The following is a 22882-nucleotide window of genomic DNA, read 5'->3' on the forward strand; positions in this document are numbered from 1 at the left end:
GAAGAAATTAGAGACTCATAAACGGATTTCACCTACCTTTCTGTATTAAAATTTTGCGTTTTTATGCTTAGACTGTTGATAATCCTCCCAATTAATCTATATGAGATTAATATAGGTAATATTATGAAAATATGTATAAAAAAAATCCAAATAGAAATAATTAATAGGTAGGAGGCGTTAATATGAATAAAAAAATTATGAGTATGGCCGCAATAACCATGACTATGATAACAGTTTGTATTATGCTATATAATTACAAATATTGTAATTACAATAGGCAATTAGGGTATTCAACTATAAAAGATAATAAGGCGATAAATAAAAATTCTAGTGATGGTGGGAATAAAAATATAGTACCAAATGGAACTTCAAGCTTAGATAATACAGTGAAAAATGGCAATAATAATCTTGAAAATACAGCAAAAAATAGTACCGATAATTCTGAAAACAAAAGCAATACGAATTCTGCAACGCAAAATCAAAATGGCAATTCAACAATAGAAAATCAACAAAATAAAACAGATAATATAAAAAATAATGAGGTTAATAGCGAGAAAAATAATAAGCCTATATTTAAAATATCCAAGGATAAAATAATGGATAAACTGAGTTTTACAGATAAGGCTAAAATATTATCTATAAGTAGAAGTCTTTCTCCAACTGATTTTAGCAAGCTTCAAAATGATGTAAATAGTGATGATGAAAAAAAAGGAATAGTGAGTGCTATGACCCTTCTGAGGAGGAGACTTGATGATGAGGATTATGGGAAATTGAAAAATATAGCTTCAAAGTTTATAAATCTTGATGCCTTAAATTACTAATTTTCATAATTAGAAAGTATATTGAATAATTAATTATGACTTGGTATATCTAATCAAGTAAAAGCAATGTAGTATGAGAAACAGGGAGAACGATTTAATATTCGACGGATTTATAGTTTGTAAAAATATGATTAAGATTGTATACTATTACTTGTCAACGATGTAGGAACTTATGAGTAACAACGGAGAAGACTAAAACAATTTGTATTGTTTAATTGGAGGAATTCCCGAGTGGCCAAAGGGGGCAGACTGTAAATCTGTTAGCTCAGCTTTCGATGGTTCAAATCCATCTTCCTCCACCAAAATGGGCGTTTAGCTCAGCTGGGAGAGCATCTGCCTTACAAGCAGAGGGTCACAGGTTCGAGCCCTGTAATGCCCACCATTTTGAAATTTAATTTAATAAGCTGGCATAGCTCAATTGGTAGAGCAACTGACTTGTAATCAGTAGGTTGTGGGTTCAATTCCTACTGCCAGCACCATTTTTGGAGGAATTCCCGAGTGGCCAAAGGGGGCAGACTGTAAATCTGTTAGCTCAGCTTTCGATGGTTCAAATCCATCTTCCTCCACCAAAAGACACTTATGTGTCTTATTTTATTTTAGTATAATATTGATTAAATAGAAAAAATATGATAACATTATTAAGATGTTATTTAATAAAACAAAATAAAAATTGACTCTTATCAAGAGAGGTGGAGGGAAATGGCCCTATGAAACCCGGCAACCAATGTATTTAATACATTAAGGTGCCAATTCCTGCAGAATACTATTCTGCAAGATAAGAGGGATTTATAGTGTATAAGTCTCTTCTTACTTGAAGGGACTTTATTTTTTGTAATTAGGAGGAGAAAAAGATGAAAAAATTATTTACTTCTGAATCAGTGACTGAAGGGCATCCAGATAAAATGTGTGATCAAATTTCTGATGCTATATTAGATGCAATATTAACAAATGATCCAAATGCAAGAGTAGCTTGTGAAACAACAGTTACCACAGGTATAGTTAATGTTATGGGTGAAATATCAACAAAATGTTATGTGGATATTCCTAAAGTAGTTAGACAAACAGTAAAAGAAATTGGATATACAAGAGCAAAATATGGCTTTGACGGTGACACATGCGCTGTAGTTACAACCATTGATGAGCAATCAGCTGATATAGCAATGGGCGTTGATGAAGCGTTAGAGTCAAAAGAAGGCCAGATGGAGAAGATAGATTCAGTTGGGGCTGGAGATCAAGGTATGATGTTTGGTTTTGCAACAAATGAAACTGAAGAGTATATGCCAATGCCAATTGCTCTAGCTCATAAACTTTCAAGAAAATTAGCTGAAGTTAGAAAAAACAAAACTTTAGATTATTTAAGACCAGATGGTAAAACTCAAGTAACTGTAGAATATCAGGACAATAAACCTGTTAGAATTGATACAATTGTTATATCAACTCAACACAGCCCTGAGGTAACTCAGGAACAAATTAAGAAAGATATAAAAGAATATGTTATAAATGCCGTTATACCAGCTGAACTTTTAGATGAAGATACTAAATATTTTATAAATCCTACTGGGAGATTTGTAGTTGGTGGACCTCAAGGGGACTCCGGTCTTACAGGAAGAAAAATAATAGTAGATACTTACGGTGGATATGGTAGACATGGTGGCGGTGCTTTCTCAGGAAAAGATCCAACAAAAGTTGATAGATCTGCATCATATGCTAGTAGATGGGTTGCAAAAAATTTAGTTGCAGCTGGAGTTGCTGACAAGATTGAAATACAAGTAGCTTATGCAATTGGAGTTGCAAAACCAGTGTCAATAGCAGCTGATACTTTTGGAACTGGAAAAATCGATGAAGATAAGATCGTAGAAATAATTGATAAGGTATTTGACTTAAGACCTGGTGCTATAATTAGAGATCTTGATTTAAGGAGACCAATATATAGACAAGTAGCAGCATATGGTCACTTTGGTAGAACGGATATCGACGTACCTTGGGAAAAACTAGATAGAGTGGAAGAAATAAAAAAATATCTATAATATATAGAGAGATGTCCAAAATGTTTAAAATCATTTTGGACATCCTTTTTTATTTTTCTAATAGGTGCCACTTCGCTGAGTCTATGGAAAGCGGGATTTTCGTCTAGTATTGTAATAAAAAATCAGTATGATATAATTTTTATATGTAGATACTTTTTAGATTGGGAGAGGTTTTATGACTGAAATACGCTGTATTGTTGATAATATAGTTTTCAAAAATGAAGAAAATGGGTATGTTGTAGCACAAGTAAAAGATGAAAACGAAAAATATACTATAGTTGGATGTATTCCATATATTATCGAGGGTCAGTCATTGAAGCTCCGAGGTGAATGGGCGGTGCACCCTCAATTTGGAAAACAATTAAAGGTTGAATCATACGAGGAAGTTTTACCTGATTCAAAGATAGGAATTGAAAGATATCTTTCTTCTGGAATTATATCAGGAATAGGACCTGTAAGTGCAAAAAAAATAGTGGATAAGTTTGGGGACAAAACGCTTGAAATATTGGATAATGACATAGAAAGACTAAATGAAATTGAAGGTATTGGCAAAAAAAAGATAAAGATTATATATGAATCTTACTCAAGACAGCGAGAAGTAAGAAATATAATGGTATTTTTGCAAACTTATGGTGTAACAGCAAATCAATGTGTTAAAATATATAATAAATACCATAATGAATCAATAAATGTTGTGAAAGAAAATCCTTACATTTTAACTGAAGGAATTGTAGGAATTGGATTTAGAACAGCAGATAAAATAGCACAAAATTTAGGAGTTGAAATAGGATCTCCTTTTAGAATACAAAGTGGAATAAGTTATGTTATAAATGATTTTTGTTTGAAAGGCAATACCTATATGCCTATGGAAAAACTCATTATTGATGCCAGTGATGTTTTAGGCGTAGATAATGATGAAATAGAAAAAAATGTATATGAAAGTACCTTGGAGCAAAAGATTAAAGTTGAAGTTATAAATAATGAAAATTGCGTATTTACAATGCCATATTATTACTGTGAACTAGGAGTAACAAAAAAAATAGTAACAATGGCAACCAATGAATATGAAGACATAGACCTTGATATAGACAAAGAAATTGAAGAGTTTGAGGTTTCTAAGGAAATAAATTTTGCAGAGACTCAAAAAGAAGCCATAATTGGTGCTTTTAAAAATGGAATTGAAGTTATAACTGGAGGACCAGGAACCGGTAAAACTACTATTATAAATTGTATAGCTGATATATTCGAAAAAGCTTCTTTAAAAGTATTTATGGCAGCACCAACAGGAAGAGCAGCTAAAAGAATGTCAGAAGCTACAGGTAAAGAAGCTAAAACCATACATAGATTGCTAGAAATTGGCTTTGGCGATGGCGGGGATCAATTTGGATTTTTAAAAGGAGAAGAATGTCCACTGGAATGTGATGTGGTGATCATAGATGAAACGTCTATGATTGATATAGTTTTAATGAACAATCTGTTAAAAGCCATAGGACTTGGAACAAGACTTATAATTGTTGGTGATGTTGATCAGCTTCCGTCTGTTGGACCTGGTAATGTGCTTAGAGATATTATTGAAAGCAAAGCTGTGAATGTAGTAAGACTTAAAGAGATATTTAGGCAAGCTCATGAAAGTATGATTATTGTCAATGCTCATATGATTAATAATGGCGAAATTCCTATTTTGAATAAAAAGGGAAAGGATTTTTATTTTATTCAGAACGAAAAGAGTGAAGGCATATTAAATACTGTGATTGATCTTGTAAATAAAAGGCTGCCTAATTTTAATAAAGAGTGGGGCAATAAAAATGACATTCAGGTTTTATCACCAATGAGAAAAGGTATTCTTGGGGTAACAAATTTAAATAATCAAATTCAAAAGGTTCTAAATGCTGAAAGTGATGATAAAAAAGAAATAAAATACAGAGATGTGATTTTTAGAGTCGGAGACAAAGTAATGCAAACAAAAAATAACTACACCATAAAATGGAAAAGAGTTTCCGGTGAAGGAGATTTAGATGGTGAAGGAGTTTTTAATGGTGACGGTGGATTTATCAATGATATTGATGAGGAGGGTAATCTCTTAGTTATATTTGATGATGAAAGAGAAGTGGAGTATGATAACGTAAATATGGATGAATTAGATCTTGCTTATGCTATTACTATCCATAAAAGCCAAGGAAGTGAATTTCCAGTTGTAGTTATGCCAGTTTTTATGGGTCCACCTTTACTTATGAATAGAAATTTATTTTATACGGGAATTACAAGGGCAAAAAAATTGGTGGTACTTGTAGGTATGACTAGAGCTATACATTCCATGATACGTAATGATAAGGGGTTTGAAAGATACTCCGGATTAAAATGGAGAATTATGGACATAATAAATTAATGATGGTGAAAATGAGGTAAAATCTATGATAGTCAATAATTTAAAAGAGGTAAGTATTTGGGAAAAACAAACCAGTACCACAATATTAAAGTGGGGTCTTGGAAAGAAAAATTTTTTAAATATAATGGCTCCTTCTTACAATACATCATTGATATTCATAGAAATAATAATGAAGTTTGTAGATGATGGTAAAAATGTTTTATATATAACTGGAGAGCCAGAAAAAAATATTGAGAGTATATTGTATTTCAGAAAACATACAAAATTCAGAGACTATACATATTTAAGGAATACTGGAAGTATGTCTAATTCTAATTTAAATTTTGCATCTTATAGTAAAGCAGTGATGGTTCATAAGAAATATGATTTGGTAATCTATGATGATATAAGAAGTTACCCTAGATATTCTAAGTATGAGATATTGGATATAGTAAATAAATGTTGTAGTAAAACCGGCAAAATAATAGCTTATTCTATAGCTAGAATTTTCAATAAATCAGAAGAGCTAGTACTACCTATTAGAAATAACAAAATGCCTATTGCAGAGCCAAGGGTAATAACTACAAGAATAGATATAAATAAAGATATACCTTTTGTTGTGTATGAATATATAAAATGGTCTATTAGTGTTGGTAAGAGAGTTATTATATCTGTACCAGATGACCAAAAAATATTTAATGTTACATCGTATATTTATAAATACTTTAAAGCTTTAACACACAATATATTTTTTTATTCAATGAATGATAAAGGTATAAAAGATATAAAAGAATTCCAAAAATACAAGGATTCTATAGTTGTAACAGATGACTTTGATGCTATATGTGATAGTGATGATAGCAAAAATATAATTGTTTTTTTCGCAGATGAAAAGCAATATGATTATAAACAGCTTGTATACTTTTGCGGAAGAACTGGAAAAGGAGATATGGTGAATAGAGGCGAGGTTATATATTTAGCAAGAGAAGAAAATAAGCAAATTGATTTAGCTAAAAAAATAACAAGAGGCTTTAATAAAATGGCATGGGAAAAAGGTTTATTGAGTTTATAGAATATTTAATTGATTCACTTATAAGTGTTATATATGCATATGATTACAAATGTGAGATATGTGGAGAGTATTTAGAAAATGGTGATATTTGTAAAAAATGCAGAGATAAAATACATTTTTGTAAAGACCCTTTTGTTATAAACAAAAATGGTTTGTGTATAAAAGGTTATAATGTATCCTATTATTCTGGAAATATAACAAAATTAATTTTGAATTTTAAATATAAAAGCAATTTTAGATGTGGAGATATATTGGGGAATTTCATGATAGAGCTTATTGAAATAGAAAAAATAAAATTTGATTTAATCACATTTGTACCTATGACTAAAAGCTCAATTAATAAAAGAGGCTATAATCAAAGTGAAATTTTAGCTAAAATCATAGGAAAGAAATTTGGAATTAAAGTAATAAATTGTATTAAAAAAATTAAAGAAACAAAAGATCAGATAGGACTAAGCTCTGAAGAAAGATGGACAAATGTGGCAAAAAGTTTTAAAATCCGGAATAATAAAAATATTCCAGGGAAAAAGATTTTATTGGTGGATGATGTTTTTACCACAGGAGCCACAACGTATTGCTGTGCAATTACATTACTTGAAAACGGAGGAAATGATGTTATTGTCTTGACTGTTGCGAAAAGTAATATATAATATAATAGTATGAGTTAGGTTTGTGGTTGAAAGTCGATGCCAGTCGCAGGCGAAACGATCCACGTAAGTTAAACAAAGTTTAGTGAGCATGGTGCGGTTTAGAGGTTAGTCCTGCCGTTTTTTAAAACGAGAGTGTTAGTAGTGAGGGGTTAAGTCCTAGTAGCAAAAGCTCCAGCAGGCGAGTGTGGGGTCAAAGACCAGGTCAACTAACTTTATATTGTGCACCAATGGTGTACTTAGCAGCCTTTTATAGGCTGCTATAATTTTTTTTTGAATTAAAGATTCCCGCCTTAGAAAATATAACTTATCCCATAGGTACAGTGACATTATATTTTTCTAAAAAAATTTCGTGATTTTCTTATTAATATGTGTATGAATTTTATGTGTAACTTCAGAACCTTTCCTATGACCAACCATAGCCTGCGTAATTCATCCAGGAATACCGTCAATAGCCATTTGAGTCACAACTCTGCATAGTTGTATGAAATGCCATATACTCGATATTCAGAGCTATGTGAGTATTTCTCCATTGGTTAATAACATATCTTAAGTTTTAATCCTAAAATTTAAAAATATCAGATTATCTCCCACCGCCTATAGCGGTTTAGTTCAATGAAATTAGTGTGTAATTAAAATATAAAGAGTATAAGTTATTGTTACTCTGATTTGATTAGTATGGCTTATATTAATTGGAACAAAGTATATTGATAAACATATAATATATACTAGGAATATTTAATATACAAATTAAAAATAAATAGAAATAGATGCATAAATTAAAAACAATTTCTAACAGTTATTTTATATAACAGGAGATGATAATTCAAATGGATAATTTTAAATTGGAAGAGTCATTAGGAAAATTTACAAATAATTGTCCACAGGTGTGGAACTTTGTTTCATCCCCTGACCTGCATCCCATGAAGATTATCATTAATATGAATAAAGGAGGAACAGCTCCTGGAGTAATATTTGTTTCACCATATACTCTATATGAGGCAGCTATGATTGGACAAACAGGGGCACTAATTATGGATCAAGCTGGTAACCCAATTTGGTTTAGACCTCTTAGTAGTAGATATATACAGAATTCCGACTTTAGGGTTCAATCCTATAAAGGTAAACTAGTTCTTACCATGTGGCAGGGAACCATATCAGGAACTCAGTCTGCAAATCCTAATCTTCCAGCGGGGGATCCTGAGCCTGGCGCTTATTTCCAAATTATAAATCAGAACTATAAAATTATTAAGAAACTTACTGCCCAAAAAGGATATACTGCTGATGTGCACGAGTTTACTATCACAAATCGAAATACTGCTTTGTTTACTGCGGTGAAACAAGTTTCAGCAGATCTAACACCTTATGGAGGACCAGCATGTGGATATTTTGATAACTATTCTATTCAAGAAGTTGATATTGAGACTGGCAAGCTACTTTTCTTTTGGAGTGCACTTGATCATGTTGATCCGGCAGACTCAATGATTTCTGCATCATCTGCAACTAGTTCTAATAATATTTGGGACTGTTTCCATGTGAATTCAGTTGAAGAGGGACCCAATAATACACTTCTAATTAGTATGCGTAACATGTGGGCTATTTATAATATTGATAAAAAAACGGGTAATATAATTTGGCAACTTGGTGGGAAACAAAGTGATTTTACTTTTGGTCCAAAAGCTAGATTTTCTTGGCAACACGATGCCCGTTATAGACAGGGAAAAAGGATAAGTTTGTTCGATGATGGATGTTGTGCATCTACAAGCTCTCCGCCTGAGAGCAAAGCACATGGCTTAATTCTTAAGTTGAATTTTCAAAACATGACTGCAAACGTAGACCGGGCATATTATCATGATCCAATGTTATATGTTCCAAGTCAGGGAAATCTTCAAAAATTACCTAACGGAAATCAATTAGTTGGGTGGGGTCAAGAGCCCTATGTTTCTGAATTTGCAAATGCTGGCAATACTGAAAAAAATCCTTCATTAAATTTATTATATGATATGCAATTTCCTAATCAAAATTTATCGTATAGGGCATTTAAGAATAAATGGGTAGGCTTTCCACTTTATCAACCTAATATTGCTTTAGAGGCATTTCGGGAAAATGCGGTGATTGTTTATGCATCATGGAACGGTTCAACTGAAACCATAGCTTGGCAGGTATTAGCTGGGCTAAAACCTGATAGGTTGTCAGTAATTGTAGATAGCACACCTCGTACTGGATTTGAGACAGATATTTATATTAATTCAGGTGCATCATATTTCCAAGTAAATGCATTGAATTCATGTGATGATGTTATTGGTACGTCACAAATTGCTCACTTAGGATGACAAATTGAATGGAACGTTCCAAAAGTAAGAGGCCAAGAATACGGAACGTTCTAAACGTAAAAAGGTGGTCAATCCATAAATTGAAAGTACCGGCTATAGGAATTAATAGTCGAACAGAATAAAAATCAGTTGAATTTAAAATCAAATAAATATTAACATCCTTATTGTGACACCAACAATTAGTCTTATTTATGGTTGTATTAATTTAAAAAACCTATGAAATATGGTTCTAAAAACGATTACAAAACATAAAATATATAAAAACATTAAATAACAAAAAATGTTGCTATTCCCATTTTACCATTGTATAATATACATATATAGAATATTGTGGGAAAAAGGTGATGTAATGAAATTTTTAACTACAGGAGAAAAGGTTAGGAAGCTAAGAGAGCAATTAAATGTTAAACAAGAGGATTTAATTTCAGAAAGAGTAACTAGAGGACTTATAAGTATGATTGAGACAGGAAGAAGAGACGTAACATTTGCTACAGGGGTTAAACTTGCTGAAAAGTTTAACGAAAAAGCAGAAGAACTTAACATTATAATGAATATTGACGAAGCATATTTAATGCGTTCCCCAGCTGAAGATGCTGAAATTTATTGTTTAAACAAGCTTAAAAATGATGACATAACTAAAAGTACAATTGATGAAATTTTTCAATTAGCAGAGGAATACGACTTAATAAAAGTTAAGGCAAAAGCATATTGTGGACTAGGTGAAATTTACTTCAAGGAAAAAGAATTTGAGGTAGCTTGCGATATTTATAAAAAGGCCAGGGAGATATACATAAATATTGGGGAAAATGAAAAACTAGGGTATGTTTATTGGAGGCTAGGAGTTTTTAATGCAGATAATTTGAAATATGATACAGCCGTTGAATATTATCAATTGAGCCAATATTACTGCGCCCAATATGGTGACAATGAAACAAGAAAATCATGTTTATATTCTTTAGCAAATAGCTATAAAAAATTAAATAGAGTAGATTTAGCTTTAGAAACTATTGAGAGATTTTTATCCGTATGCGATGAGCAAAAAGACTATAGACTTTATATCTACGCCAGAGGTATAAAAGCTACTTGTTATGAATCTAAAGGTAAGTATGATGAAGCTATAAAGATATATGAATTTTTGCTTACCAAAATTTCAGATGATAAAAGTGTCTTTCTAGGTTATATATATAATAATTTAGGCTTGGATTATTGTCATAAAAACGATCTTAAGGAAAGTATAAAATATTTTGAAATGGCAGAAAACCTCAAAAGAGAAATAGATAGATCATTGTTGTCCCATACCATTATAGAAAAATCAGAAGTTTTATTAAAGCAAAACCTAATTGATGAAGCAATTAAGACTATTGAATTAGGTATTAAATATGCAAAAGAATATAAAGATTTAGAATATTTACTAAAAGGTAATTATTTATTAGGAAAAATCTACGATAAAATAAAAGATAATGAAAATTTGGAAAAGGTTTATCTTGAGATTATTGAATTAATAAAGAATACTGAAAATAATGACAAGCTCAAAACAGTTTACAATGAGTTAGCGATTATGTATTTAAATCAAAATAAGATAGACATGTGTAAAGAATATTTGTCATTATCAAAAAAATTAAATTAATTGGAGGTTTTTACTATGAAAAACAAACTAATTAAAACTTTGGCTATGGCGCTAGGATGTTTAATGCTGACACTAACAATATCAACAGGGGTATTAAATAATAATACAACAAATACAAATACTCATGTTGTACATGTTGATGAGGATATGCCAAACAGCTAGAAAAATATATCATTAAAAAGAGGAGTTGTATGAAGGAGTTATATTCATACAACTCCTTTTAGTTATAAACTAAGCGGATAAAAATAGCTTATTATTACTAACTGAGATATGGACTAAAAGAACGCACATTAAGCACTATTTTATTTATTTATTTATTTATTTTACTGTGTTCTTCTAATTCCATATTAATAAAACAATTCATCATATTACGATAAACTGCCTCTATTATATTCGGGTTTAAATTATTGTCATCTGCAAGTCTACGAACTTTTTCAATAATTTTTTCTACTCGTTTGGGTGCTTTTACTTCTTCAGAGTCTTTTTTAAAGTTGGCTGCTTCTCTAACATAATAACTTCTTTTAGCAATCAACTTAACAATTTGATCATCTATTTCATCTATATTCTCTCTGACCTCATTTAAATCTTTACAATTATTCATTAAAATTTCACCTAGTTCAAATGCTTTTTGACAATCTAAAGGAAATTGTATTTTTCTATGATCTGCTTTTTCTTTTTCAGAAAAGCATTCAGCTTCATATTTTGAGTAATCATCAAATTGATAAGTATCATTTGAATACATAACTAAAGGTTTTGTGAATATGTTTCCAAGAAGACCATCTATTCTTTTTAAAATTGACAAATACCCCATTTTATCCATTTTTTCCTTTGGCGTATTCATTGTATAAATAAATGCTGTTGGCATCTTCTTTGGTGCAATTGAAGAATAGTTCTTATCATATAGTAAATAAGGGAATAATAATCTTTCTAAAAACGACTGTAGTTGACCTGTTATATTACTCAAATATATTGGAGATCCAAATATAATTCCATCAGCCTGGGATACTTTTTCTAAAATTGCACTAATATCATCATTTATTGCACATTTGCCATAACTCTTTCCTCCAAGTCGTTTGCAAGCAAAGCAACTTTTACATCCAGTATATTTGAAATCATATAAATTAATGATTTCAGTTTCAATTTCTTTATCTTTTACTGATTCTTTTACTCCATCTAAAGCTTTTTGAAGTAATGCGGCTGTATTTTTATTTTTTCTTGGACTTCCATTAATAGCATAAATTTTCATAGTATCACTCCTGTTTCTATTTGTGGTAGTGTAAATTTATTTACACTACCTATTTAATATTTTATATATATCTATGAATCATTTCTAATAAAATTAGTGATAGTGCATTTTTAGCAAAGAAAGCTATTTAATAGTATATTAATCCTTATTTTTAACCTATTTTAATTTATAGAAGATTATGCAGATTCATCTAAAACTATTTTGTTTGAGGATAAGTTTGAAAGTATCACAGCAATAACAACTGCAATTGCAACGCCCAGAGAACCACTCCAAGTAATTGAAGCTAATGACACATGATCTACCATTACACCTCCTAAAGCAGCACCTATAGCCATGGAGAATTGCATCATAGATTGATTTAACCCTAACAAAATTCCAGATGACTCAGGTTCAATTGCTATTAAGTTATATTGTTGCGTTGGCCCAGATGTCCATGCTGAAAAGGACCATAATGTAAGTACAACCAAAACTCCAACTAGTGAATTAGTCACTAGAGATAACAAAATTAGCATAAGAGTATGCAATATCATGCCACCAATTAATGTAAAAGTTACTCCCCAGCGATCAGTACTATACCCACCAAATTTAGATCCAATCAGGCTTGCAACTCCGAAAATAAGCAAAGCTGTACTAAGTAGATTTTCGCTTATATGTGAAACTGTGAGAAGGTAAGGTGATAGATAGGTATACGCAATTGAATATCCCCCAAGCCAAAAAAATGTAATTGCTAATCCAAGAGCCACTTTTTTATGTTTTAATAGAGCAAGTTGCTGAAGAAGAGGTACTGGCTTATCACCTTTTGTATTTGGAATAGTAAAAAATATTATAATTGCTACAATAAATCCCAATAAAGCTATTGCTCCAAATACAGATTTCCAGCCTAATATATTAGATACAACTCTTCCAATAGGCACGCCAATAATTAATGATGCTGTAAAGCCCATAATAACTGTTGCAATAGAACTTGCTTGTTTACCATGGGTAGCGATTTTAGCCGCAATATTAAGTGCAGTGACAACCACCAGCCCTGCCCCAAGTGCCATTACAATACGTGCAACAATAAACAATTTATAACCAGGTAATACAAATGCTAAGATATTGCCTAGTGTAAATAAACCCAATGAGTACATAATTAGCTTTTTTCTATCCATACTTGCTGTGAAAGCCATAAGAATTGGTGTGCAAATAGCATACACAAGTGAAAAAATTGTAATAAGCAGTCCAGCCGCGGCCATAGTGATACCAAATGAACTTGAAATCTTATCTAAGATACCTGATATAATGTATTCAGATGTTCCTACTAAAAAACTAGTAATTGCTAAAATATAAATTTTAAAATTGTTAGACAAAGTACTTCACTCCTTAAATATATTTATTGATATACATGTTGCAACATATCTATATATAACAATATATAGATATGTTGCAGTAATAAAAAACTGAATTCATAGAAAGGATTCAGTTTCTTATTTTATATTTCTTTTTTAATAAAGTCAGAAATTCTACTAATAGCATCTTCATCTCTTTTATAACAAGTATACTTTCCTATTCTTTCCGTTTTAATTAATCCAGCACGTAAAAGTATGGAGAGATATTGCGAAGCAGTAGATTGAGTCATTTGTAATTTCTGTGTGATTTGGTTAACACAGACCCCTTTTTCTCTCATATCAACTCCTTCATAGGTTTTAAAATGACGCTCGGGCTCTTTAAGCCATTGTAAAATTTGCAATCTTGATTCATTAGATAATGCTTTAAAAACTTCAATTGGTTCCATATAAAAAATTATATCATTAAATAACGATATGTCAATATGTTTTAAAACAAGAGTATAAATACTCTTATGGATACTATTCAACTATTCTAAACAAATAAATGAAAACCTAAGGAGGGAGCTGCCTTTTATTTTTTAAATTAATAAAATCTGTGCTTAAAAATTTTTATTTGGCAAACAATAATATGAAAACCTTTTAATAAAATAAAAAATTTTATATTAACTATCCATTAAGGGGTTGTTATTTGTCGTAAAAACGAATAAGATAACTATAAAAGATATACATTGAAATTTGTTTTTGAGAGGAGCTGTTAATATGAGAATTACAATTAGCGGAAAAAACGTAGAGGTTACAGAGGGACTCAGAAGTGTTATTGAAAAAAAGCTTTCAAAATTGGAGAAGTTTTTTAGCCCGGATGTAACAGCTCATGCAACCTTGAGTGTAGAGAACTATAGAAAAATAGTAGAAGTTACTATTCCATTTGGTGGAGCTATACTAAGAGGAGAAGAATCAAATACAGATATGTATGCTGCAATAGATTTAGTAGCAGATAAGATGGAAAGACAAGTCAGAAAACAAAAAACAAAATTGGATAGAAAAAAATATGCAGAGTCAGTAAGGTTTCAATCTATACCTGATTATGTTTCAAATGATGAGAATGAACATAAAGATCCTGCAATCGTAAAAACTAAAAAATTTGCTATAAAACCTATGGTTGAGGAAGAGGCAGTTTTGCAGATGGAACTTTTAGGACACAGTTTCTTTGTATTCACAAATCCTAATTCAAATGAAGTTAATGTTGTTTATAAAAGAAGAGATGGGAATTACGGGCTTATAGAACCAGAATTTTAATAAACCTGTTTATAGCTAAAAGTTAGAATGTAGATTTATTTACATTCTAACTTTTTTTAAAATATGATAAAATTGGATAAATTTATATAAACATTGAATGAACTAATGTTAAATGGTATAATCTATTAGGTATAATACTTTTTGTTTTGTATAATTTATAAGTATAGTGAGGATGAAATTAATGGGAATTTTTAATAAAATATTTAAATCTTACAGTGAAAAAGAAGTAAATAGAGTTATTCCAATAGTAGATAAAATAGAAAGTTTTGACGAAAAGATGCAAACACTCAGTGATGAGGAATTAAAAGGGAAAACACAGGAATTTAGAGATAGATTAGAAAAAGGTGAAACTTTAGATGATTTGCTTCCAGAATCTTTTGCTGTTGTAAGAGAAGCATCTCTTAGAGTTCTTGGAATGAAACACTTTAGAGAACAGCTTATTGGTGGTGTGGTTCTTTATCAAGGTAGAATTGCAGAAATGAAAACCGGTGAAGGAAAAACACTTGTGGCTACTCTTCCTTCATATTTAAATGGAATAACTGGTAAAGGTGTTCATATAGTAACAGTTAATGACTACCTTGCTAAAAGAGATAAGGAATGGATGGGTCAAGTATATGAATTTCTAGGACTTAGAGTAGGTGTTATAGTACATAATCTAACTCAAGAAGAGAGACAAAATGCATATGCTTGTGATATTACATATGGTACTAATAATGAATATGGTTTTGATTATCTTAGAGATAACATGGTTGTATACAAAGAGGAGAGAGTTCAAAGACCTTTGAATTATTCCATAGTGGATGAGGTTGACTCAATTTTAATTGATGAAGCTAGGACACCTCTTATAATTTCAGGTGAGGGCGACAAATCAACCGAATTTTACAAGGTTGCTGATACATTTGCTAAAATGTTAAAGAAAGATGATTACACAGTAGATGAAAAGTCTAATTCTGTAATATTAAATGATTCTGGAGTAGAAATGGCAGAAAAGTTCTTCCATTTAGATAACTATGCTGATCCTGCCAACATGGAAATTCAACATCATGTAGCTCAGGCCTTAAAAGGTAATTATATGATGAAAAAAGATAAGGACTATATGGTTAAAGATAATGAGGTTCTTATAGTAGATGAATTTACAGGAAGACTTATGGAAGGCAGAAGATATAGTGATGGACTTCATCAAGCAATTGAAGCAAAAGAGGGAGTTAAGGTTCAGAAAGAATCAAAAACACTCGCAACAATAACATTCCAAAACTATTTTAGATTGTATAATAAACTTTCTGGTATGACAGGTACTGCATTAACTGAAGAGGTAGAATTTAGAGAAATATATGACTTAGATGTTATTGTTATACCAACCCATAAAGAAATAGGTAGAAAGGATTTTCCGGATTTAGTATATAAAACTGAAATGGGTAAATTTAACGCTGTAGTTGAAGAGATTGAAGAGACACATAAAATAGGTGGCCCAGTTCTGGTTGGTACCGTAAGTATTGAAAAATCAGAAGTTATTTCAAATCTTCTTAAGAAAAAGGGAATACCGCATCAAGTGCTAAATGCTAAGTACCATGAAAAAGAAGCAGAAATAATAACCCATGCAGGCGAAAAAGGTATGATAACCATAGCTACTAATATGGCTGGACGTGGTACTGATATTAAGCTTCAAGATGGGGTTGTAGAACTAGGCGGATTAAAGATAATAGGTACTGAAAGACACGAATCAAGACGTATTGATAACCAACTTAGAGGGCGTTCTGGTCGTCAAGGAGATCCAGGAAGTTCTAGATTCTATGTATCACTTCAAGATGATCTTATGAGAATATTTGGATCAGAAAAACTTGGTGGAATGGTTGAAAGATTAGGACTACAAGATGACGAAGCCATTGAAAGCAGGATGGTTAGTGGTGCTATTGAAAATGCCCAGAAAAAAGTTGAAGGTAATAACTTTGATATAAGAAAAACATTAATTAAGTATGATGATGTTATGAACCAACAAAGAGAAATTATCTACAAACAAAGATCAGAAGTACTTGAAGGCGAGGATATGAAAGCTCAAATTCAAACCATGGTAAAAGAAATAATTTTTAATGCTGTGGAATCTCATTTAAGTGGTATTGAAGAAGAATTGCAAGAAGATTTACGAAAATTGTTAGAATTTCTAAATGATATATGCATTCCTGATAATTCTACAAGCGTGGAAGAATTAAAGGTGTTATCCGATGAAGAAATTAAAGAAAAACTTTTAACTATAGCCACTGGTGTCTACAGCAAAAAAGAGGAAGAATTCGGCGAAGAACAAATAAGAGAAATAGAAAGAGTAATTCTTCTAAGAATTGTTGATACAAAGTGGATGGATCATATTGATAATATGGATCATTTAAAACAAGGAATGAATCTTAGAGCATATAGGCAACAAGATCCAGTTCAAGCTTATCAGTTTGAAGGAAGCCAAATGTTTACTGAAATGATTTATAATATAAGAATTGAAACTGTTAAGTATCTATTCCATGTTCAAATTTCAAGGGCTCCAGAAAGAGAGCAAGTAGCAAAAGTAGTGGCAACGAATCATGATGAATCAGTAGAAAATCAACCTATTAGAAGAACTGAAGAAAAAATAGGAAGAAATGATCCTTGTCCATGTGGTTCAGGTAAAAAGTACAAAAACTGCCATGGAAGAAGAGCTTAATTGAAGCCGGTAACAAGTGACAAGTGGGAAGTAACAAGTTAATGAGGTTTCTGCTAGGGCAGAAACTTTAATTTAGATAAAGGTCGTGAATGTGGTGCTAATAAAACTTGAAGAAGCATTAAGAGTTGTTACAGTACTAAAACAAAATACAAAAGAAATAAGGGATTCACTTTGACCTACCTCTAATGAACCAAAAAATAGAGGAATTTGAAGGTGCAATGCAGGAAACTTATTTTTGGGATGATATGAAAAAAGCACAAGAGATAACTCAGGAAGCTAAAGGTTTAAAGGATAGAATAGGACTATTGGAATCCTTTTCCCAAAGAATTGAGGATGTAGAGACACTAATAGAGATGTGTAAGGAAGAAGAGGACGAAACTTTACTTCAGGAAATACTATTAGAGATAAAAAATCTTGAAAAAGAAATTGAAAGATTTAGAATAGAAATACTTTTATCAGGAAAATATGATAAAAATAATGCTATTTTAGATTTGCATACCGGTGCAGGTGGAACGGATGCACAGGATTGGACGGAAATGCTTTTAAGGATGTATACAAGATGGGCAGAAGCCAAAGGATTTAAAGTTGAAACTTTAGATATACTTCCAGGTGATGAGGCTGGAATCAAAAGTGTTACTTTAAAAATAACTGGTGATTATGCCTATGGACATTTAAAGGCAGAAAAAGGTATTCATAGGTTAGTAAGAATATCTCCCTTTAATGCAAATGGAAAAAGGCAAACTTCTTTTGCAGCGGTTGAAGTTCTTCCTGAACTTACTGAAAAACAGGATATTGATATTAAGTCGGATGACTTAAGAATAGATACGTTTAGATCCAGTGGAGCTGGTGGGCAACATGTTAACAAAACAGAATCTGCAATAAGAATAACTCATCTCCCTACAGGAATAGTAGTTCAGTGTCAAAATGAAAGAAGCCAACACTCAAATAAAGAAACTGCAATGGCAATGCTCAAAGCAAAGCTTGTAGAACTTAAAGAGAGAGCTCACAAGGAAAAGATAGAGGATTTATCTGGAGATCTTAAAGAAATTGGCTGGGGAAGTCAAATAAGATCTTATGTTTTTCAGCCATACACTATGGTAAAAGATCATAGAACGGGCGCAGAAGTTGGGAATATTGATTCAGTAATGGATGGAGAAATTGATGTTTTTATCAATGAATTCTTAAAACAGAATAAAGAATAAAGAATAAAAAAGAAAAGACCAATTTTATCCTTGGTCTTTTCTTTACTATTTAAAATCAAATTTAATTAAAATTCAGAATTGATGAATTTACATCAGATAAATTTGGCACTGTTTTATCAGCATAATTGCAAGAAATATCAGTTCCAACACCTACGGCAGACATGTTTAATTTTTTTGCCTGACCAAGTATATCAGTTTCATTGTCAAACATAACACAATGTTCAGGAACAAGTTTAAGTTCTTCAGCAGTCTTTAAAAGAAGTGATCCTAAATTCGTATTATCGTCATTTGATCCCAAAATAACATCAAAATAATTTTGAATGTCCAAAACTTTTAAAATATTATTGGCATCATATTTTTTAGAGGTAACAGCTAATTTCATTCCTGATACTCTAAGGTTAATTAAAAATCTCTTAACACCTGGTAAAATAGTGGAATCATTAGAATCAACCAAAACGTTGTCAAGGTCAAAAATACATCCTTCTACTTGTTTCAAAATTACACCCCCACTTTGATACATGAATAAATTAATGTATGTAAAATGTTTTCAATACTATTATAATACAAATTAATATAAAAATTACGTATGTTAAGAATAATTAACATACAGATTATGTAAGGAAGGTTATGTAATATGAATAAATATTATCCTATAATGTTAGATATAAAAGAAAAAAAATGTGTGGTTATTGGCGGTGGAAATATTGCATATAGAAAAGTATTGTCATTATTAGAATGCATGGCGGAGGTAACTGTTATAAGTCATGAGGTAATACCAGAGTTAAAACAATTAGTGGATGATGGAAAAGTAAAATATTTAAAGCATGAATATAATTTTAAATATATTTCGGATTGTTATCTTGTATATGCCGCCACAAATAATAGTGATGTTAACCAAGCCGTATACTCACAGTGTTCACAAAAAAACATTTTAGTAAATGTAGTAGATAAACCGGAAATTTGTAATTTCATAGTACCTTCCAAGATTAAAAAAGGTGATTTAACAATTGCTATATCCACCAACGGAAAGAGCCCAATGCTTGCAAGAAAGATAAGGCAGGATTTAGAAAAAGTTTATGATTACAGATATGAACTTTTTTTAGATATTATGGGTGAGGTTAGGAAAGAGGTATTTCATACTCTGAAAGATGCAAAAAAGCGGAGCGAATTTTATAAAACCGTTGTATATTCAGATTATATATATGGGTTAACTTCAGAAAATAAAGAAGATATACAAAAACAAATTATTAGTTTTCTGCATAAATTTTAAGTACTGTTTTAACATTCAGTTAATATCAGATGCTTATTTTTATCATTATAATAAAATATACACTGGTTTATAAAAAAACAAGCAATTTTTATGAAAAAATATTGACACATAGTAAAATATACATTAGAATAAACACTAATATGTTAAAACCAAACACACCTAGCAGAATACTATGTTATATATTTATTACATTATGGCTAAAATAAATTATTCATGGTATTAATTTATAAAAACTTTTTACCACTTAGGTAAAAACAAATTGTAAGGAGTTTATGAATGAAAAGAACAATTGATAAACTAAAGAGTATGGGTGAGGATGCAAAAAAAATATTTGATATTATTCAAAAGAACGGACCATTAACAAAAGCACAAATTTTAGGTATATCAAAATTCAAATTAACAACTTTAAATCGTATAATGAATCCATTTGTTACTGACAAATTGATTGTTGAATCTAGCATAGGCGAGTCAACAGGAGGAAGAAAACCAACTTTATATGATGTTAATCTTAGGGATTATGCTTTTGTTGGTATAGATATTTCTAGAATTTACACTCAAGTGGTTTTTACTGACTTAAAATTAAACATAATATATAAAGAGCGTTTTAATATGGACAAGTCCCATACACCTAAAAAAACAGTGGATAGAATTATAGATATATGTGAAAAAGCCAAAAAAATACCGGAATTAAAGAACAAAGAAACAATTGCTGCTGGACTTGGAACAGTAGGACCTTTTGATATAAAAAGAGGAATAATGAAAAGTGCTATTAATTTTATGGCAGAAGGCTGGGAAGGTACGGAAATTAAAGATATGCTTCAAGAAAAATTGAAGCTAGATTTTTTTATGGATAATGGGGCCAATGCAGCAGTAATAGCAGAATATAAATTTGGAAGCGGAAAAGATTTAAAAAATATGGCCTATTTTAATTTTGGAATGGGAATAAGAACAGCGGTAATCTCTAATGGAAATATAATAAGATCCATTAATGATGCAGAAGATGCTTTTGCACATATGGTAATAAATGTTGATGGAATAAAATGCAGTTGTGGGAATTTTGGATGTGTTGAGTGTTACTCTTCAATAAAGGCAATCACAGAAAAGTTTAAACAAAAAATCATAGATGGTGAAAATACACAAATAAAAAAGCAAGTAGAAAATATTAATTATATTGACATAAGTGAGGCTGCAGAAGCAGGCGACATTGTAGCAAGTGAGATTATAACACAAGCTGCAGAAATATTTGGAACAGGACTTGCAAATTTTATAAATTTACTGAATCCGCAGTTAGTTGTGTTAAGTGGACCACTAATAATGGCTTCAGAGCTATTTTATAGAGTAAGTGAGGAAACTGCTAAGAAAAAATGTTATTTTAGTAAACATACTAATATATTTTTTAATAGAGGTGGATATTTTAAAGAAAATGCCATTTCAGTAGGGGCTGTAGCAGTAGCCATTGAAAATCTAATAAACAGTTAAATTAAGAGGGGGATAATTATGAAGGTTAAAGTTAACGGTGAAATTAAAGAAATAAAGGATTCGGTGACAATAACAGAATTATTAAAAATCGAAAATGTAGAGATGCCAGATATGGTTTCTGTTCAACTAAATGGTGAATTTGTAGAAAGAGATGAATTTTCAACTTTAGCTGTTAAGGAAGACGACCAAATAGAATTTTTGTATTTCATGGGAGGCGGAAGTTTTGGACTTTAGAGAAGATCAAATAGAGAGATATTCAAGACACATTATTCTTTCAGAGGTTGGAGTAGAAGGACAGGAAAAACTTTTAAATTCAAAGGTACTTGTAATAGGAACAGGAGGTCTTGGGGCACCAGCGGCAATGTATCTTGCAGCAGCAGGAATCGGTACTATAGGGCTTGTAGATGGAGATGTGGTTGACCTTTCTAACTTGCAAAGACAGATAATACATCAAACTAAGGATGTAGGCAAATTAAAAACTGAATCTGGCAGAGAGACCATAAACGATATAAACCCTGATGTAAAGGTAATTACATATAACGAGTTTGTAACTTCAGAAAATATACTAGACATAATAAAGGACCAAGATTATGATTTTATAATTGATGGTACAGATAATTTTGCAGCAAAGTTTTTAATTAATGACGCTTGTGTACTAGCAAAAAAACCATTTTCACATGCAGGAATAATAAGATTTCAAGGACAACTTACCACATTTATTCCAGACAATGGCACACCTTGTTATAGATGTATATTCCAAACTCCACCACCAGAGGGGGCTGTACCAACTTGTAGAGAAGCAGGAGTTTTAGGGGTAATGGGAGGAGTAATTGGATCGCTTCAAGCAACTGAAGCATTAAAATATATATTAGGACTTGGAGAGACTTTAGCAGGTTACCTTTTGACATATAATGCATTAACAATGGAATTTAAGAAGATAAAGATAAATCATAATAAAAAATGCGGAGTGTGTGGGGATCATCCAACTATAAAAACATTGATTGATTATGAAATCCCAGCTTGTGACTTATAAATTCAGTAAGGAGTGCTTAATATGATTTATATAAAAAAACTACAGTTACAACATATAATAGATCAGGCGAAAAATGAATTCCCAAATGAGTGTTGTGGGTTTTTAGCGGGATATAAATCTGAACAAGATATACATATAGAAAAAATATGGGTGCTAACAAATATTGATAAGAGTAGCGAACATTTTTCCATGGATACTAAGGAGCAGTTTGCAGCTGTTAAAGATATAAGAAATGAAGACATGATAGTAATAGGCAACTATCATTCACATCCTTATTCGCCTTCTAGGCCTTCAGAAGAGGACAAGAGATTGGCGTACGATTCCACAGTTTTGTATGGCATATTATCTTTAGAAAAAGAAGAACCAGTATTTAATTTATTTAGTATAAATAAAGATAAAAAAGTTGAGAAACTTGAATGTATAGTAGACTAATTCATATGAGGTGAAATT

General features: G+C 31.1%; 20 protein-coding genes, 4 tRNA genes, 1 pseudogene and 1 riboswitch. Of the genes and pseudogenes, 20 read left to right on the plus strand and 5 right to left on the minus strand.

The window, feature by feature from the left end; genetic code table 11:
• Positions 1–182: 182 nt before the first annotated feature.
• The 12 genes from BR66_RS0106090 to BR66_RS25585 all read left to right on the plus strand — a co-directional run bounded on the left by BR66_RS0106090 (position 183) and on the right by BR66_RS25585 (position 11054).
• Positions 183–821, plus strand: a complete 639-nt coding sequence (locus BR66_RS0106090; RefSeq protein ID WP_026882118.1) for a hypothetical protein — start codon at positions 183–185, stop codon at positions 819–821.
• Between the two features lie 217 nt (positions 822–1038).
• Positions 1039–1123 (plus strand) — tRNA-Tyr (locus BR66_RS0106095).
• 4 nt (positions 1124–1127) lie between these two features.
• A tRNA-Val gene (locus BR66_RS0106100) sits at positions 1128–1203 on the plus strand.
• 21 nt (positions 1204–1224) lie between these two features.
• Positions 1225–1300 (plus strand) — tRNA-Thr (locus BR66_RS0106105).
• 5 nt (positions 1301–1305) lie between these two features.
• Positions 1306–1390, plus strand: a tRNA-Tyr gene (locus BR66_RS0106110).
• 105 nt (positions 1391–1495) lie between these two features.
• A riboswitch (SAM riboswitch) is annotated at positions 1496–1603 on the plus strand.
• 69 nt (positions 1604–1672) lie between these two features.
• Positions 1673–2848 (plus strand): methionine adenosyltransferase, encoded by a 1176-nt coding sequence (metK, locus tag BR66_RS0106115; protein ID WP_026882119.1) that lies wholly within the window; start codon positions 1673–1675, stop codon positions 2846–2848.
• 175 nt (positions 2849–3023) lie between these two features.
• The gene (gene recD2, locus BR66_RS0106120) at positions 3024–5234 is read left to right on the plus strand and encodes an SF1B family DNA helicase RecD2 (RefSeq protein ID WP_026882120.1); all 2211 of its coding nucleotides are present in this window, start codon (positions 3024–3026) and stop codon (positions 5232–5234) included.
• Positions 5235–5259: 25 nt separating this feature from the next.
• Positions 5260–6285: a hypothetical protein gene (locus BR66_RS0106125; protein ID WP_026882121.1), complete on the plus strand. Its 1026-nt coding sequence runs from the start codon at positions 5260–5262 to the stop codon at positions 6283–6285.
• A complete protein-coding gene (locus tag BR66_RS0106130; RefSeq protein WP_026882122.1) occupies positions 6258–6935 on the plus strand; it encodes a ComF family protein in 678 nt (225 codons plus the stop codon). Before BR66_RS0106125 ends, BR66_RS0106130 begins: the two co-directional genes overlap by 28 nt.
• Before the next feature lie 827 nt (positions 6936–7762).
• The gene (locus BR66_RS0106135) at positions 7763–9265 is read left to right on the plus strand and encodes an arylsulfotransferase family protein (RefSeq protein ID WP_026882123.1); all 1503 of its coding nucleotides are present in this window, start codon (positions 7763–7765) and stop codon (positions 9263–9265) included.
• A gap of 349 nt (positions 9266–9614) precedes the next feature.
• Complete coding sequence (locus BR66_RS0106140; RefSeq protein ID WP_026882124.1) at positions 9615–10892, plus strand: helix-turn-helix domain-containing protein; 1278 nt, start codon at positions 9615–9617, stop codon at positions 10890–10892.
• A 15-nt stretch (positions 10893–10907) separates the two neighbouring features.
• Positions 10908–11054 carry a hypothetical protein gene (locus tag BR66_RS25585; RefSeq protein ID WP_156946238.1) on the plus strand — a complete coding sequence of 49 codons (147 nt, stop codon included), beginning with the start codon at positions 10908–10910 and terminating at the stop codon, positions 11052–11054.
• A 148-nt stretch (positions 11055–11202) separates the two neighbouring features.
• Here BR66_RS25585 and BR66_RS26380 read toward each other — a convergent pair whose 3' ends face one another.
• The 4 genes and pseudogenes from BR66_RS26380 to BR66_RS0106160 form a co-directional block, all read right to left on the minus strand.
• Positions 11203–11493, minus strand: coding sequence for a chorismate mutase (locus tag BR66_RS26380; RefSeq protein ID WP_242841120.1), 291 nt, complete (start codon positions 11491–11493; stop codon positions 11203–11205).
• Positions 11491–12138: pseudogene (locus BR66_RS23250) on the minus strand (flavodoxin family protein); the annotation flags it as partial. The pseudogene BR66_RS23250 and the gene BR66_RS26380, both read right to left, overlap by 3 nt.
• 176 nt (positions 12139–12314) lie before the next feature.
• Positions 12315–13487 (minus strand): MFS transporter, encoded by a 1173-nt coding sequence (locus tag BR66_RS0106155; protein WP_026882125.1) that lies wholly within the window; start codon positions 13485–13487, stop codon positions 12315–12317.
• A gap of 122 nt (positions 13488–13609) precedes the next feature.
• On the minus strand, positions 13610–13912 hold the full coding sequence (locus tag BR66_RS0106160; protein ID WP_026882126.1) for an ArsR/SmtB family transcription factor: 303 nt from the start codon (positions 13910–13912) through the stop codon (positions 13610–13612).
• A gap of 313 nt (positions 13913–14225) precedes the next feature.
• On the opposite strand from BR66_RS0106160, the gene hpf reads away from it, so the two are divergent.
• The 3 genes from hpf to prfB all read left to right on the plus strand — a co-directional run bounded on the left by hpf (position 14226) and on the right by prfB (position 18650).
• Positions 14226–14762 (plus strand): ribosome hibernation-promoting factor, HPF/YfiA family, encoded by a 537-nt coding sequence (hpf, locus tag BR66_RS0106165; RefSeq protein ID WP_026882127.1) that lies wholly within the window; start codon positions 14226–14228, stop codon positions 14760–14762.
• A 181-nt stretch (positions 14763–14943) separates the two neighbouring features.
• Positions 14944–17448 carry a preprotein translocase subunit SecA gene (gene secA, locus BR66_RS0106170; protein ID WP_026882128.1) on the plus strand — a complete coding sequence of 835 codons (2505 nt, stop codon included), beginning with the start codon at positions 14944–14946 and terminating at the stop codon, positions 17446–17448.
• 94 nt (positions 17449–17542) lie between these two features.
• A protein-coding gene (gene prfB, locus BR66_RS0106180; RefSeq protein WP_207641236.1) for a peptide chain release factor 2 occupies positions 17543–18650 on the plus strand; the annotation gives its coding sequence in 2 pieces (ribosomal slippage) (positions 17543–17620 and positions 17622–18650; 1107 coding nt in all).
• Positions 18651–18711: 61 nt separating this feature from the next.
• On the opposite strand, the gene BR66_RS0106185 is transcribed toward prfB, so the two are convergent.
• Positions 18712–19146 carry an HAD family hydrolase gene (locus tag BR66_RS0106185; protein ID WP_026882130.1) on the minus strand — a complete coding sequence of 145 codons (435 nt, stop codon included), beginning with the start codon at positions 19144–19146 and terminating at the stop codon, positions 18712–18714.
• 138 nt (positions 19147–19284) lie between these two features.
• Between BR66_RS0106185 and BR66_RS0106190 the strand changes: the two genes are divergently transcribed.
• From BR66_RS0106190 to BR66_RS0106210, 5 genes are all read left to right on the plus strand, one after another.
• A complete protein-coding gene (locus tag BR66_RS0106190) occupies positions 19285–19920 on the plus strand; it encodes a precorrin-2 dehydrogenase/sirohydrochlorin ferrochelatase family protein (protein ID WP_026882131.1) in 636 nt (211 codons plus the stop codon).
• A 276-nt stretch (positions 19921–20196) separates the two neighbouring features.
• The gene (locus BR66_RS0106195) at positions 20197–21399 is read left to right on the plus strand and encodes an ROK family protein (protein ID WP_026882132.1); all 1203 of its coding nucleotides are present in this window, start codon (positions 20197–20199) and stop codon (positions 21397–21399) included.
• A gap of 18 nt (positions 21400–21417) precedes the next feature.
• Complete coding sequence (gene thiS / locus BR66_RS0106200) at positions 21418–21633, plus strand: sulfur carrier protein ThiS (RefSeq protein ID WP_026882133.1); 216 nt, start codon at positions 21418–21420, stop codon at positions 21631–21633.
• Positions 21623–22432 carry a HesA/MoeB/ThiF family protein gene (locus tag BR66_RS0106205; RefSeq protein WP_026882134.1) on the plus strand — a complete coding sequence of 270 codons (810 nt, stop codon included), beginning with the start codon at positions 21623–21625 and terminating at the stop codon, positions 22430–22432. Before thiS ends, BR66_RS0106205 begins: the two co-directional genes overlap by 11 nt.
• A gap of 21 nt (positions 22433–22453) precedes the next feature.
• Positions 22454–22864, plus strand: coding sequence for a M67 family metallopeptidase (locus tag BR66_RS0106210; protein WP_026882135.1), 411 nt, complete (start codon positions 22454–22456; stop codon positions 22862–22864).
• Positions 22865–22882: the final 18 nt, after the last annotated feature.

The sequence above is a fragment of the Clostridium akagii DSM 12554 genome, assembly GCF_000686725.1.
Taxonomy (GTDB): domain Bacteria; phylum Bacillota; class Clostridia; order Clostridiales; family Clostridiaceae; genus Clostridium_I; species Clostridium_I akagii.